16 protein-coding genes and 1 other RNA gene are annotated in these 13,221 nt (G+C 65.4%); 7 read left to right on the plus strand and 10 right to left on the minus strand.

What is annotated here, in order from left to right:
* Nucleotides 1-15 precede the first annotated feature (15 nt).
* From lon to V6U71_RS11390, 7 genes are all read right to left on the minus strand, one after another.
* Nucleotides 16-2,412, minus strand: a complete 2,397-nt coding sequence (gene lon, locus V6U71_RS11360) for an endopeptidase La (protein WP_411338577.1) — start codon at nt 2,410-2,412, stop codon at nt 16-18.
* Nucleotides 2,413-2,537: 125 nt separating this feature from the next.
* Entirely contained in the window at nt 2,538-2,873 is a 336-nt protein-coding gene (locus tag V6U71_RS11365; RefSeq protein WP_054588055.1) for a YbaB/EbfC family nucleoid-associated protein, read from the minus strand.
* Complete coding sequence (locus V6U71_RS11370) at nt 2,870-4,582, minus strand: DNA polymerase III subunit gamma/tau (protein ID WP_411338578.1); 1,713 nt, start codon at nt 4,580-4,582, stop codon at nt 2,870-2,872. Before V6U71_RS11370 ends, V6U71_RS11365 begins: the two co-directional genes overlap by 4 nt.
* 43 nt (nt 4,583-4,625) lie before the next feature.
* Nucleotides 4,626-4,723, minus strand: an RNA gene (gene ffs, locus V6U71_RS11375) — signal recognition particle sRNA small type.
* 73 nt (nt 4,724-4,796) lie between these two features.
* Complete coding sequence (gene bla / locus V6U71_RS11380; protein ID WP_411338579.1) at nt 4,797-5,678, minus strand: class A beta-lactamase; 882 nt, start codon at nt 5,676-5,678, stop codon at nt 4,797-4,799.
* On the minus strand, nt 5,678-6,016 hold the full coding sequence (locus tag V6U71_RS11385; RefSeq protein WP_411342349.1) for a 2Fe-2S iron-sulfur cluster-binding protein: 339 nt from the start codon (nt 6,014-6,016) through the stop codon (nt 5,678-5,680). The genes bla and V6U71_RS11385 overlap by 1 nt, the downstream gene beginning before the upstream one ends.
* On the minus strand, nt 6,013-7,104 hold the full coding sequence (locus V6U71_RS11390; RefSeq protein ID WP_411338580.1) for a cysteine desulfurase family protein: 1,092 nt from the start codon (nt 7,102-7,104) through the stop codon (nt 6,013-6,015). The genes V6U71_RS11385 and V6U71_RS11390 overlap by 4 nt, the downstream gene beginning before the upstream one ends.
* A gap of 141 nt (nt 7,105-7,245) precedes the next feature.
* On the opposite strand from V6U71_RS11390, the gene V6U71_RS11395 reads away from it, so the two are divergent.
* Nucleotides 7,246-7,902, plus strand: a complete 657-nt coding sequence (locus tag V6U71_RS11395) for an alpha/beta hydrolase (protein WP_054588059.1) — start codon at nt 7,246-7,248, stop codon at nt 7,900-7,902.
* A 6-nt stretch (nt 7,903-7,908) separates the two neighbouring features.
* Here the strand turns inward: V6U71_RS11395 and V6U71_RS11400 are convergent, their stop codons facing one another.
* Nucleotides 7,909-8,550, minus strand: coding sequence for a hypothetical protein (locus V6U71_RS11400; RefSeq protein ID WP_411338581.1), 642 nt, complete (start codon nt 8,548-8,550; stop codon nt 7,909-7,911).
* 56 nt (nt 8,551-8,606) lie between these two features.
* A complete protein-coding gene (locus V6U71_RS11405) occupies nt 8,607-8,798 on the minus strand; it encodes a hypothetical protein (RefSeq protein ID WP_411338582.1) in 192 nt (63 codons plus the stop codon).
* A gap of 112 nt (nt 8,799-8,910) precedes the next feature.
* Here V6U71_RS11405 and rpiB point away from each other — a divergent pair, with 112 nt between their 5' ends.
* From rpiB to V6U71_RS11430, 5 genes are read left to right on the plus strand one after another with little or no spacing between them, the layout of a single operon-like run.
* Nucleotides 8,911-9,375, plus strand: coding sequence for a ribose 5-phosphate isomerase B (gene rpiB / locus V6U71_RS11410; protein ID WP_411338583.1), 465 nt, complete (start codon nt 8,911-8,913; stop codon nt 9,373-9,375).
* Entirely contained in the window at nt 9,372-10,679 is a 1,308-nt protein-coding gene (glyA, locus tag V6U71_RS11415) for a serine hydroxymethyltransferase (RefSeq protein ID WP_411338584.1), read from the plus strand. Before rpiB ends, glyA begins: the two co-directional genes overlap by 4 nt.
* 4 nt (nt 10,680-10,683) lie before the next feature.
* The gene (locus V6U71_RS11420; RefSeq protein ID WP_411338585.1) at nt 10,684-10,902 is read left to right on the plus strand and encodes a hypothetical protein; all 219 of its coding nucleotides are present in this window, start codon (nt 10,684-10,686) and stop codon (nt 10,900-10,902) included.
* Between the two features lie 3 nt (nt 10,903-10,905).
* On the plus strand, nt 10,906-11,370 hold the full coding sequence (gene nrdR, locus V6U71_RS11425; protein WP_054588065.1) for a transcriptional regulator NrdR: 465 nt from the start codon (nt 10,906-10,908) through the stop codon (nt 11,368-11,370).
* On the plus strand, nt 11,367-12,104 hold the full coding sequence (locus V6U71_RS11430) for an RNA methyltransferase (protein ID WP_411338586.1): 738 nt from the start codon (nt 11,367-11,369) through the stop codon (nt 12,102-12,104). Before nrdR ends, V6U71_RS11430 begins: the two co-directional genes overlap by 4 nt.
* On the opposite strand, the gene V6U71_RS11435 is transcribed toward V6U71_RS11430, so the two are convergent.
* Nucleotides 12,101-12,409 carry a chorismate mutase gene (locus V6U71_RS11435; RefSeq protein ID WP_411338587.1) on the minus strand — a complete coding sequence of 103 codons (309 nt, stop codon included), beginning with the start codon at nt 12,407-12,409 and terminating at the stop codon, nt 12,101-12,103. The genes V6U71_RS11430 and V6U71_RS11435 overlap by 4 nt on opposite strands.
* Before the next feature lie 200 nt (nt 12,410-12,609).
* Between V6U71_RS11435 and rpsD the strand changes: the two genes are divergently transcribed.
* On the plus strand, nt 12,610-13,221 hold the full coding sequence (rpsD, locus tag V6U71_RS11440) for a 30S ribosomal protein S4 (RefSeq protein ID WP_037557879.1): 612 nt from the start codon (nt 12,610-12,612) through the stop codon (nt 13,219-13,221).

Raw genomic sequence — 13,221 nt, forward strand, 5'->3', positions numbered from 1 at the left:
CCAGTGGCGATCCGGTCAGTGCCGAATCGCCGTTTCGGGGTCCGAACCCGGCACGATCGGCGGCGAAGCGGCGAGTTCGTCGGCCTCGGTCCACTCGATCGGTTCAACCGGCGAAACGAGCGCCTCGGCCAGCACCTGGTCGACGTGGTTGACCGGGATGATCTTCAGGCCGCTTGTAATATTGGCCGGAATTTCCACGAGGTCCTTTTCATTCTCCTCGGGGATCAGCACCGTCTTGATCCCGCCACGGAGCGCCGCGAGCAGCTTTTCCTTGAGGCCGCCGATCGCGAGCACGCGGCCGCGCAGCGTCACCTCGCCGGTCATCGCGACATCCTTGCGCACCGCGATGCCGGTCAGCGTCGAGATCATCGCGGTGACCATGCCGACACCCGCCGACGGGCCGTCCTTCGGCACCGCGCCTTCGGGCAGATGGATATGGATGTCCTTGCGCGCGAACAGGCTGGGCTTGATGCCATAGGAGGGCGCGCGCGCCTTCACGAACGACAGCGCCGCCTGCACCGATTCGGTCATCACTTCGCCAAGCTTGCCGGTGGTGCGGACCTGGCCCTTGCCCGACGCGGTGACCGCCTCGATCGTCAACAATTCGCCGCCAACCTCGGTCCAGGCGAGGCCGGTGACGGCGCCGATCTGGTCCTCGAGGTCGCTGATGCCATGCTTGTATTTGCGCACGCCGGAAAATTCGGCGAGGTTTTCGGGCGTCACGACGACCGCCTCGGCCTTGCCTTCGAGGATGCGGCGCAGCGCCTTGCGCGCCAGCTTCGCGATTTCGCGCTCGAGCGTACGAACGCCCGCTTCGCGCGTATAATAACGGATGAGGTCGCGCAGCCCGTCTTCGGTCAGCTCGAACTCGCCGGCTTTCAGGCCATGCGCCTCGACCTGCTTGGCGACGAGATGGCGCTTGGCGATTTCGACCTTCTCGTCCTCGGTATAGCCTTCGAGCCGGATGATCTCCATGCGGTCGAGCAACGGCTGCGGCAGGTTCAGCGAGTTTGCCGTGGTGACGAACATGATGTCCGACAGGTCGACGTCGATTTCCAGATAATGGTCCTGGAACTTGCCATTCTGTTCGGGGTCGAGCACCTCAAGCAGCGCCGAGGCCGGATCGCCGCGGAAATCCTGGCCGAGCTTGTCGATCTCGTCGAGCAGGAACAGCGGGTTCATCGTGCCGGCCTTTTTGAGGTTGGTTACGATCTTGCCCGGCAGCGAGCCAATATAGGTGCGGCGGTGGCCGCGGATTTCGGCCTCGTCGCGCACGCCGCCGAGCGACTGGCGAATGAATTCGCGACCGGTCGCCTTGGCGATCGATTTGCCAAGGCTGGTCTTGCCGACGCCCGGGGGGCCGACGAGGCAGAGGATCGGCCCCTTCAGCTTGTTGGTTCGCGCCTGCACGGCCAGATATTCGACGATCCGGTCCTTGACCTTTTCAAGCGCATAATGGTCGTCATCGAGGACGTCCTGCGCCTTGGCGATGTCCTTCTTGAGCTTCGACTTCTTGCCCCACGGCAGCCCGATCAGCGTGTCGAGATAGTTGCGCACGACCGTCGCTTCCGCCGACATCGGCGCCATCGCGCGCAGCTTCTTCATTTCGGCCTGCGCCTTGGCCTTGGCTTCCTTCGACATTTTGAGGCTGTCGATCTTGAGCTGCAGCTCGGCAAGGTCGTCGCCGCCCTCGCCATTGTCGTTGCCGAGTTCGCGCTGGATCGCCTTCAATTGCTCGTTGAGATAATATTCGCGCTGGCTCTTTTCCATCTGGCGCTTCACGCGGCCGCGGATCTTCTTTTCGACCTGCAGCACACCGAGTTCGCCCTCCATGAAGGCGAAAACCATTTCGAGCCGCTTCGACGGCGCATCCTCGACGAGCAGCGCCTGCTTGTCGGAAACCTTGATGTTGAGGTTGCCAGCCACCGAATCGGCAAGCCGCGAGGCTTCTTCGATCTGCGAAAGCTGGACCGCGGTTTCGGCCGGCATCTTCTTGTTGAGCTTGGCGTAATTTTCGAACTGGTCGACGACCGAGCGCATCAGCGCCGCCGTATCGACGCTGTCGTCGACGGTATCGGCGACCGGCTTCACCGTCGCCATCACTGCCTTGTCTTCGGTGGCGAGCGCCAGCAGCTTCGCGCGCTCCTTGCCCTCGACCAGCACGCGGACGGTGCCGTCGGGCAGCTTCAAGAGCTGAAGCACGGTGGCGATCACGCCGACATCGTAAAGATCGTCGCGCTGCGGGTCGTCCTCGCCCGGATCGAGCTGGGCGACGAGGAAAATTTCCTTGTCGCTTTCCATCGCGGTTTCGAGCGCGGCGACCGAACGGTCGCGGCCGACGAACAGCGGCACGATCATGTGCGGGAAAACGACGATGTCACGCAGCGGAAGAAGGGGATAAGATTGCGTCATTACGGCTCCTGGGCGGGCGTCCGGAATCGACGCGCCACCCCTGTTATAGGATGTTCCCGGCTAATATGGCGTAAGTTGCGCCGCATTCAATGTCGCTGCGGTGAATGACCACGGCGCGATGCGGCTCAGAAGGGCAGCTTGAACCCCGGCGGCAACGGCAGGCCGCTGGTCATCTTGCCCATTTCCTCGTTGCTGACCTGATCTGCCTTTTCGCGCGCATCGTTGAACGCCGCAGCGAGCAAATCCTCGAGCATCTGCTTGTCGGCAGGGACGATCAGGCTGTCGTCGATGGCGATCGCCTTGATCCGCCCCTTAGCGCTCGCCCGGATGCGCACCAGCCCGCCGCCCGACACGCCTTCGACCTCAAGGGCATCAAGCTTGGCCTGCGCCTCCTGCATCTGGGCCTGAACGGTGGCGGCGGCTTCCTGCGCCGCCTTCATCATCTCTTCGATCGATTTCATAGCTGGGACTTATGGCGACTGTCGTCGTCTTCGACAAGCTTCGCATCGGGAAAAGCGGCCAGGGCGGCCTTGACGACCGGCAATTCGCGAATCCGTTCGCCATTGTCGGCAACGCGTGCCGCGCGGACTTCACCGAGACTTGGCCGCGCCTCGCCCTCGCCGGGGCGGACGTGCCAGCGGCTTCCGGTTTGGGTCAGCAGCGTGTCGCCGAGGTCGCGGGCAAACGATCCGCCCAGCGCGGGAACGGCGGCGAAAACGATATTGCCGGGTTCCAGCTCGATAATTCGCAAATGGTCATAAACTTGCACCGCAAGCCTATGACTTCCTGTCGCTTCGAGCAGTTGATGGATTTGCGCCACGGTCAGTGCTGTTGGCGGCGGTTCGGTACCTGCGTCCGCATCGATAGGGACTGCGGCGCTATCGGACGGCCCGTCATGCGCCGATCCCGGGGCCGGCGGTGCCAGCGGCATCGTCGGCAGATTTCCCGATTCGAGCAACTTCGCAAGCTCGCCCGGATCGGGCATCGACGCCGCATAGATCACGCGGAGCAGCAGCATTTCGAGATGTTCGAGCGGGTTGTTCGCGCGGAGCACCTCGTCATGCCCCTTGAGGAGGAGCTGCCAGAGGCGGTTGAGCGGCGCGAACCCGAGTTTTTGCGCCCAATCCACGATGCGCTCGCGATCACCGGCGGCCAGCGCGGGATCGTCGTGGCGCGACACCTTGGCAAGCGTGATCGCATGCGTCAGGTCCATGAGCCCGCGCACCATCGCCACCGGTTCGATGCCCAGTGCATATTGAGCGCGGGCAAGGTCGATCGCGCCGCCGCTGTCGCCGCCGAGGATCGTCGCCATCAATTGGGTGATCGCGGTGCGGTCCGACAGGCCGAGCATCGCGCGCACCTGATCGGCGCCGATCTTGCCGCCGCCGTCAAGATCGGCATGGGCGATGGCCTGATCGAGGATTGACAGCCCGTCGCGTACCGACCCCTCGGCGGCATTGGCGATCAGCCAGATCGCGGGCGCCTCGGCCTCGACGCCTTCCTTCTGCAAAATCGCGCTGAAATGCGCGAAGAGCATGTCGGGGGTGATGCGACGAAGGTCGAACCGCTGGCAGCGAGACAGCACCGTCACCGGTACCTTGTTCACTTCGGTGGTCGCGAACAGGAATTTGACGTGCGGCGGCGGCTCTTCGAGCGTTTTCAGAAGCGCGTTGAAGGCGTTACGCGACAACATGTGCACTTCGTCGATGATATAGATCTTGTAGCGCGCCGAGACTGCGGCGTAGCGCACCGCCTCGATAATCTCGCGTACGTCGTCGACGCCGGTGTTCGACGCGGCGTCCATCTCGATCACGTCGATATGGCGGCCTTCGGTGATCGCGCGGCACGGCTCGCAGACCCCGCACGGATCGATCGTCGGCCCGCCCTGCCCGTCGGGTCCGATGCAGTTGAGCGCCTTGGCGATCAGGCGCGCGGTCGACGTCTTGCCGACCCCGCGCACCCCGGTCATCAGGAAGGCATGCGCCAGCCGGTCGCGCGCGATCGCGTTGCCCAGCGTTTTGACCATCGCATCCTGGCCGATCAGCTCGGCAAAGGTTTGCGGGCGATATTTGCGGGCGAGAACGCGGTAGGGGCCGCTCGATGGCTGCGGCGTCACCTCGGGCAGGTCCATTCCCAGCATCGGGGTATCGTCGTCGGCGGAATCATCCATGGCCCCGTCTTAGGGGCGCGCCGCGGTCTTGTCGAAGGGTGAAATGGGTGGGAGCCGGAACGACCCGCAGCGAATTCGTTGCGGCTGCTTCCTTCCGGACCTGACCGGGTTGGCGAAGACTGCGTCCGCCCGACTCCCGCGGCGCATATGGCGGGGAAGACGGCGAATTGCAAGGCGTGCCTGCCAAAGGCCCGTTCACGTCTGCGGATGGCGGTCAGCCGGTAATTTCGATCGTCTCCACCGTCAGGCGCGTCGCCTCGGCAATCACCGCGCTGGCGTCGTCCCCCGTCACCGCCGGCCGGTCGAGGTAGATCGCGATGACATATTTGCGCCCGTCCGGCGCCTCGACAAAGGCGACGTCGTTATAGGCCGTGCCGCAGGTTCCCGTCTTGTCGCCCGCCGTCCAGCCTTGCGGCAATCCGGCACGGATACGCTTGAGGCCGGTTTCGCTTTCGATCATCCAGCCGCGGAGCTGCTGGCGATGCCCCGCGTCCAGCCGGTTGCCGAAAACATAGCCAGCGGCGCTGGTCGCCATTGCGATCGGCGTCGTGGTATCGCGTTCGTCGCCCGGTGCATTTTCGTTGAGTTCGGGCTCGATCCGGTCGAGCCGGGTGACGCTGTCGCCCGTCCGGCGCAGCGCGGCGGTAAAAGCCTCGGGCCCGCCCATCTGCTTCAGGATCAGGTTCGCGGCGCTGTTGTCGCTGAGCACAACGGCGTCGCGCGCCGCCATACCGAGCTGCTGCTCGCCGCGCCCGTCGGGGCCGACCAGTTTCTCGGTTCCCGGCGACCACGACACCAGATCGGCGCGGGTAAAGGCGAGCGGCGTCCGCAGCGAAACGCCTTTCGCTGCGCGTTCGAGCACCTGTCCGGCAAGCAGCAGCTTGAAGGTCGAGCACATCGCGAAGCGTTCGTGGCCGCGGTCGGCGGAAACCAGCTTGCCGCGCGCATCGACGACCGCGATGCCGAGCCGGCCGCCGCTGCGCACTTCGAGATCGCGGATCGCCTTGGCCTGGATCACCGAATCGCCGGTCGGCTCTCCGGGCACGGCGGCGCAGGCCGAGGTCGCGAGCAGAACGGCAGCGAGCAGCATCCGCATCAGCGCGGTCCCTGCATATTGCGGCTTTCGGCCGGGATATGGACCGTCAGCCCGTCAAGTTCGTCGGTCAGCACGATCTGGCAGGCCAGCCGGCTCGTGCGCCGCACCCCGGCGGCGAGGTCGAGCATATCCTCTTCCATCTCGCTCGCTTCGGGCAGCCGGTCGAAATCCTCTTTGGCGACGATGACATGGCAGGTCGAACAGGCCATCTGGCCTTCGCAGGTGCCTTCCAGCGGCATCAGATGCGCCTGCGCGACGTCGAGCAGGATCGAGCCGGGCTCGGCTTCGGCCTCGGTGCGCTGCTTGCCGTCGGCATGGATGAAAGTGACGCGCATCAGTTCACCCCCTGAAGACGCGCAGCTTCCCTGATCGCGGTCAGGCCGTCGCGCAGGTCCTGCTCCGACGTATAGCGTCCCCAGCCGAGGCGGATCGAGGCGCGCGCGTCGGTTTCGCTGACGCCCATCGCGCGCAGCACATGACTGACCTTGCCCGACCCGCTGCCGCACGCGCTGCCGAGCGAAAAGGCGACATTGCGCGCGTCGGACATCAGCCGCAGGCCGTTCACGCCCTCGCGCCTGACATTGAGGTTGCCATGATAGCGGCGCTCTGCATCGCCGTTGATCGTCCATTCGGGGAGCATGTCGAGCGCGAGCGACCAGAGACGTTCGACATGCGCGGCATCCCTGTCGAAGCGCTCGGCAGCCAGCGCCGCGGCGGCGCCGAAACCGGCGCAGAGCGCGGGCGAGACGGTGCCCGAGCGCATCCCCTGTTCCTGCGCGCCGCCGAACATCAGCGGTTCGAGATCGATCCCGTCGCGCACCCACAGCGCGCCGATTCCCTTGGGCCCGTGGATCTTGTGTGCGGAGACCGCGATCAGGTCGGCTTCCTCCGGGATCGCGACACGGCCATAGCCCTGCACTGCGTCGCAAAGCAGCAGGCTGTTTTTCGCGTGCGCGGCGGCGGCGAAATCGGCGACCGGCTGGATCGTCCCGACCTCATTGTTGACGAGCATCGTCGCGACGATGCCGTTTTCGGGAATCAACGCATCATCGACGGGCAATGCCAGCCCCGCTCCGTCGACGGGGAGGATTCGGGCGCTCAGCCGTTCGAGACATTGCAGCGACGCCGCATGTTCGATGCTGAGCCCCGCGACGCCTCCGGGTTTCGCCTTGGCGCCGCTGAACAGCGCCCAGTTGAGCGCTTCGGTCGCGCCCGAGGTGAAGAAGACGCGCCCGCCCTGCGGCAGCAGCGCCACGACCTGATCGCGCGCGACCTCGACCGCGGCGGCGGCGGCGCGGCCGGCCTTGTGCGTGCTCGACGGGTTGGCGAAGCCGACTCCGTCCCCCGGGCCCGCAAGCCAGCGCAGCATCGCCTCGCGCGCCTCGGGAGCGAGCGGCGTAGTGGCTTGATAGTCGAGGTAAATCATTCGCTGCGAGAGTCCTTATTGCGAACGATTCGCAAAAGTTGCATGTTGAGACCTATTTTCTATATAGGCGCCATCCTCGCTCCGCCACCCCGCCGCTCCGGCGAATCACTGGCAAGCCCAAAAGACATAGAAGGTGCACCCATGCCCGACGTCATTTTCCCCGGCCCCGAGGGCCGCATCGAAGGCCGTTTCTCGCCCCCGCCGCGCCCGCGCGCGCCGGTGGCGCTGATCCTCCACCCGCACCCGCAGGGCGGTGGCACGATGAACGACCGCATCACGCAGGCGATGTACAAGAGCTTCGTCGCACGCGGTTTCGCGGTTCTGCGCTTCAACTTCCGCGGCGTCGGCCGCAGCCAGGGCACGTTCGACAACGGCATCGGCGAGCTCTCCGACGCGGCTTCGGCGCTCGACTGGGTGCAGTCGATCCACCCCGAGGCGCAAACGACGTGGATCGCGGGCTTCAGCTTCGGCGCGTGGATCGGCATGCAGCTTTTGATGCGCCGTCCCGAAATCCGCGGCTTCCTGTCGGTCGCGCCGCCGGCGAACATGTACGATTTCAGCTTCCTCGCCCCCTGCCCCTCGTCGGGTATCATCGTTGCCGGCGGGCAGGACGAGATCGTGCCGCCGGGCGCGGTGCAAAAGCTGGTCGACAAGCTGCGCACGCAAAAGGGCATCACGATCCATCACGACGAGATCCCGCGCGCGAACCACTTCTTCGAGCATGAGCTCGACCAGTTGATGAAGTCGCTCGATAACTATCTGGATATGCGGCTCGCTCCCGATTCGCCGATCCGCTGACCGACGCTAATCGAGCAGGCCCGCCTGCTCGATCATCGCGGCGGGCATATAGACGAACAGGATCAGCGCGAGTTCGCCGCAGAGGATCGCGGCGATCGCGCGGATCCACCCGCCGCGTCCTTCGCCGGCATAATATTGGCGGACGGCGAAGATGGTGAAACCGAGCCCGATGGCGAGGCGCGTCAGATTGCGCCCGATGCTGCGGTCGGTCATGAACAATTGCATCGCCAGATCGACCGCGACGACGAGCAGGGTCGCCTGCGCGAGGACATAGAGCCGCATCACCATCGTACCGAACAGCCCGGCTGACCCGCCGCGATAGAAGACGAAGTGCAGCACCAGCGCCGAAATCAGCGCCGAGAGCAGCGGGATGACCAGCGGCTCCTGCTGCAGCGTCTCGATGATCGACAGCTCGGTCGTCGTGCTGCCCGGCAGAAAGCGCGCGCGCAGTGCGTAATTCAGGGCGAGCGCAACCGCGATATAGGGCACCGCCTTGACCAATATGTCGCGGTCGCTTTCGATATAGCGGCGGATCAGCACCCCGGGCTGGCGGAACAGCCCGATCAGTGTGTGAAGGACGCCCTTTTCCCACCAGTTTTCGGCGAGTTCGCTCATCACGGTACGGCGGTCGATCGGTTGGGGTTGCAAATCCTTGCCGCAATCGGGGCAATATCGCCCAACCCGCCGGTGTGCGCAATCGTCGCTCATTCAGCGGCAGTGCTAGCCGGCGCGCCCTTCACCGGCACCAGCCAGATCGCGACATTGGCAAACATCACCAGCGCTGCGACGAGCATCAGCAGCGCACGGCGCCGGTCGCCCCCCCGAAAGACATAGACGGCGCCACCAGTCATGACGACCCCGGTAAGCATCAGCACGGACATGATGGTGTCGGACATAGAGCCGCTTTATCGACGGCGTCACAAATTTGCCACCTCGCTTATGGCCAATGCACGCGGCTTCGCCTAAAGGGCGCTCATCGATTCCCTTCCTCCAGCGGGAGCCGCGCCGATGCGCCTTGCCATAGCCTCTGACCATGCCGCCTGGGAGCTGAAAGCCCTGCTCGCCGACTGGCTTCGCGAACAGGGGCACGAGGTCGAGGATCTCGGGACGAACGGTCCCGACAGCGTCGACTATCCCGATTATGGCTACCGCCTCGCCGAAGCGATCGCCGACGGCCGCGCCGAGCGCGGCGTTGCGCTTTGCGGCTCCGGAATCGGCATCTCGATCTCGGTCAACCGCAACCCCGCGGCGCGCTGCGCGCTCGTTTCCGAGCCGCTGTCGGCGAAGCTGTCGCGCGAGCATAATGACGCCAATGTCATCGCGATGGGCGCGCGCCTGACCGGCATCGACATGGCAAAAGCCTGTCTCGACGCCTTCCTCTCGACCGACTTCGCCGGCGACCGCCACGCGCGCCGCGTCGACAAGCTTTCCAATCCGCCCGCCAACCTCGCCCAACTGGAGACCAGCCGATGACCACAGACACGCTCGACAAGCCCATCCGTTCGGCCGGTTTCTTCTCGGAAGGCGTCGGCGCGACCGATCCCGCCGTCGCGGCAGCGATGAAGCATGAACTCGAACGCGAACAGCATCAGATCGAACTGATCGCGTCGGAGAACATCGTTTCGAAGGCGGTACTCGAGGCGCAGGGCAGCGTCTTCACCAACAAATATGCCGAGGGTTATCCCGGCCGCCGCTATTATCAGGGCTGCGCGCCGTCGGACGAGGTCGAACAGCTCGCGATCGACCGCGCCAAGCAGCTTTTCGACTGCGGCTATGTGAACGTCCAGCCGCACTCGGGCGCGCAAGCCAACGGCGCGGTCATGCTGGCGCTCACCAAGCCCGGCGCGACGATCCTCGGCATGAGCCTCGACGCCGGCGGCCACCTGACCCATGGCGCAGCGCCCGCGATGTCGGGCAAATGGTTCAACGCGATCCAGTACGGCGTGCGCCCTGAGGATCATCTGGTCGACTTCGACCAGGTCGAGGCGCTGGCTAAGGAGCATCGTCCCTCGCTCATCATCGCGGGCGGCTCGGCCTACCCGCGCACGCTCGACTTCGCGCGCTTCCGCCAGATCGCCGACGATGTCGGCGCGCTGCTGATGGTCGACATGGCGCATTTCGCCGGCCTCGTCGCCGGCGGCGCGCACCCCTCACCGCTGCCGCATGCGCATGTCGTGACCACGACGACGCACAAGACGCTGCGCGGCCCGCGTGGCGGCATGATCCTGACCAATGACGAAGCGATCGCGAAGCGCATCAATTCTGCGGTCTTCCCCGGTCTGCAGGGCGGCCCGCTGATGCACGTCATCGCAGCGAAAGCCGTGGCGTTCGGCGAAGCGCTGCGCCCGGAATTCAAGGATTATGCGAAGGCGACCGTCGCCAACGCGCAGGCGCTCGCTGGCCGGCTGAAAGCACGCGGTGCCGACGTCGTCGCGGGCGGCACCGATACGCATCTGGCGCTGATCGACCTCCGCCCGCTCGGCGTCACCGGCCGCGACGCCGACGAGGCGCTCGAACGCAGCGCGATCACCTGCAACAAGAACGGCATCCCCTTCGATCCGCTGCCGCCGGTCAAGACGAGCGGCATCCGCGTCGGCTCGCCCGCGGGCACGACGCGCGGCTTCGGTGTCGCCGAGTTCGAGGAAATCGGCGACATGGTTGCCGACGTGCTCGAAGCGCTGCGCGACAAGGGCGAGCATGGCGACGCCGATGTCGAGGCCGATGTCCGCAAGCGCGTCCGCGCGCTGTGCGAGCGCTTCCCCATCTATCAGGGATAAGGCGATGGCGCGGCAGCACCCCGAGGAACCGACGCTGGTCGAACTGACGATCGAAGAGGTCAAGGCGATGGGTAAGGAGGGGATCAAGCATCCCTCGACGCGCCCGGTGCTGACCGGCGGCGCGATTGGTGCGGTCGCGGGGGTTCTGCTGCCTGTCGTTTCGTGGCCGGTCGGGCTGTTCGCGGGCGCCGCAATCGCGCTCTATTCGCGGGTGAAACGCTAAGCAATGCGCTGTCCCTATTGCGGCCATGAAGACAGCCAGGTGAAGGACAGCCGTCCGACCGAGGACGGCGCCGCGATTCGCCGCCGCCGCCAGTGCGAGGATTGCGGCGCGCGCTTTACCACCTTCGAACGTATCCAGCTGCGCGAGGTCGCGGTCCTGAAGGCGGGCGGCAGCCGCGAACCCTTCGATCGCGAGAAACTGATGCGCAGCGTCCAGATCGCGTGCCGCAAGCGCCCGATCGACGGCGCGCGGATCGAACGGCTGGTGTCGGGGATCCAGCGCCAGCTCGAGACGTCGGGCGAGAGCGAGGTGCAGGCGGCGCAAATCGGCGCGATGGTGATGGAAGCGCTGAAGGGCTTCGACAATGTCGCCTATATCCGTTTCGCCAGCGTCTATCGCGACTTCACCGAAGCGAGGGATTTCGAGGAATTCGCGTCGAGCGTCGCCGAAGCGGCGAAGAAGAGTTGAGCGCCGCCCCGCCTCCCGTCATCGTTCTCGTCCGTCCGCAGCTCGGCGAAAATATCGGCAAGGCGGCGCGCGCGATGCTCAATTTCGGGCTGACCGAGCTGCGGCTCGTCGCGCCGCGCGACGGCTGGCCGAATCCCGATGCCGGGCCGGCCGCGTCGGGCGCCGATATCGTGCTGGCCGGGGCGCAGGTTTTCGACAGCGTCGCCGAGGCGGTTGCCGATTGCACCCATATCTATGCCACTACGGTGCGCAAACGCGGGGTCACCAAGCCGGTGCTCACCCCCGAAGCAGCGGCGAAACAGGTCCATGCGACCGCCGGGCGATCGGCCTATATCTTCGGTCCGGAGCGGTCGGGCCTCGAAACCGACGACGTCGCGCTCGCGCACAGCATCGTCACGGTGCCGATCAATCCCGAATTCGGGTCGCTCAACCTGGCGCAGGCGGTGATCCTGCTCGCCTATGAATGGTCGAAGGGCGTCGCGCTGGCCAGCCCGCCCGAAGTCCCGCTCGACCCACCGGCGGATCATGGCGAGATGGAGCAGCTGATCCAGCATTTCATCCGCGACCTCGACAAGACGGGTTATTTCTTCCCCGCCGACCGCACCGAGGCGACGCTGCGGACGCTGCGAACCATGCTGACCAAGACCGGCTGGTCCTATAACGATATCAGGATGATGCACGGCATCGTTACGACACTGGGTAAAGCACGCAAATCGGCACGAACCGCGGATTAGGCCCGTTCGCGATCCCAGCGGTCGAATTCATAGGCGATCGACTGTTCGACCAGCTCGTTCCACACCGCGCGCATCCGGTCGGGCTCGAGCCCCGCAGCCTCGGCCGCGCGCGCGACATTGTCGAGCACCTCGGCCTTGCGGACCTCGTCGCGGACCGCCTCGCGGTCGGGCTTGATCCGGGCGGCCGCATCCATATAGCCGAAACGGCGGACGAGCAGCGCGACAAGTTCGCGGTCAACCTGGTCGACTCCGGCACGGACTTCGGTCATCGTTTCGCACTGTTCGGGAAGTTTGGCGGACGTCATGGCCGCTGCCTTTAGCGGCTTTTTCCGCTGTGTCGAGCCGCGGCTGTAAGGCTTGACTTTACGCCGGTCGCCGTCTAGTCGCGCGCCTTCGCAATGGACCCCGCACCCCGGTGAAGCGGCGGTCGCATATGGCTCAGCCCATATGGTGCGACCCGGGAACCGCCGAAATCCTTCGGCACACAGCAAATTGGAGACGACATATGTCGAAGCGCCAGAGCGCCAAGTATAAACTCGACCGCCGGATGGGCGAAAACATCTGGGGTCGCCCGAAGAGCCCGGTCAACCGCCGCGAATATGGCCCCGGCCAGCACGGCCAGCGCCGCAAGGGCAAGATGTCGGACTTCGGCATCCAGCTCCGCGCCAAGCAGAAGCTGAAGGGCTACTACGGCGACATCACCGAGAAGCAGTTCAAGAAGAACTATTTCGAAGCATCGCGCATGAAGGGCGACACCGGCCAGAACCTGATCGGCCTGCTCGAGCGCCGCCTCGACGCGGTCGTCTATCGCTCGAAGTTCACCCCGACGATCTTCTCGGCGCGCCAGCTCGTCAGCCACGGCCACGTCTATGTCAACGGCGTGAAGTGCAACATCGCCAGCCGCCTCGTGAAGCCGGGCGACGAAGTCACCCTCGGCAAGAAGGCGCAGGAAATGGCGCTGGTCGCCGAAGCACAGAGCCTGCCCGAGCGCGACCTGCCCGAATATCTCGCCATCGACGGCACCAAGGCAACCTTCGTCCGCGTCCCGACGCTCGACGAAGTGCCCTATCCGGTGAAGATGGAACCGAATCTGGTCGTCGAATTCTATTCGCGCTGA

The organism is Sphingopyxis sp. J-6 (genome assembly GCF_046603995.1).
In the GTDB taxonomy this organism is placed as follows: domain Bacteria; phylum Pseudomonadota; class Alphaproteobacteria; order Sphingomonadales; family Sphingomonadaceae; genus Sphingopyxis.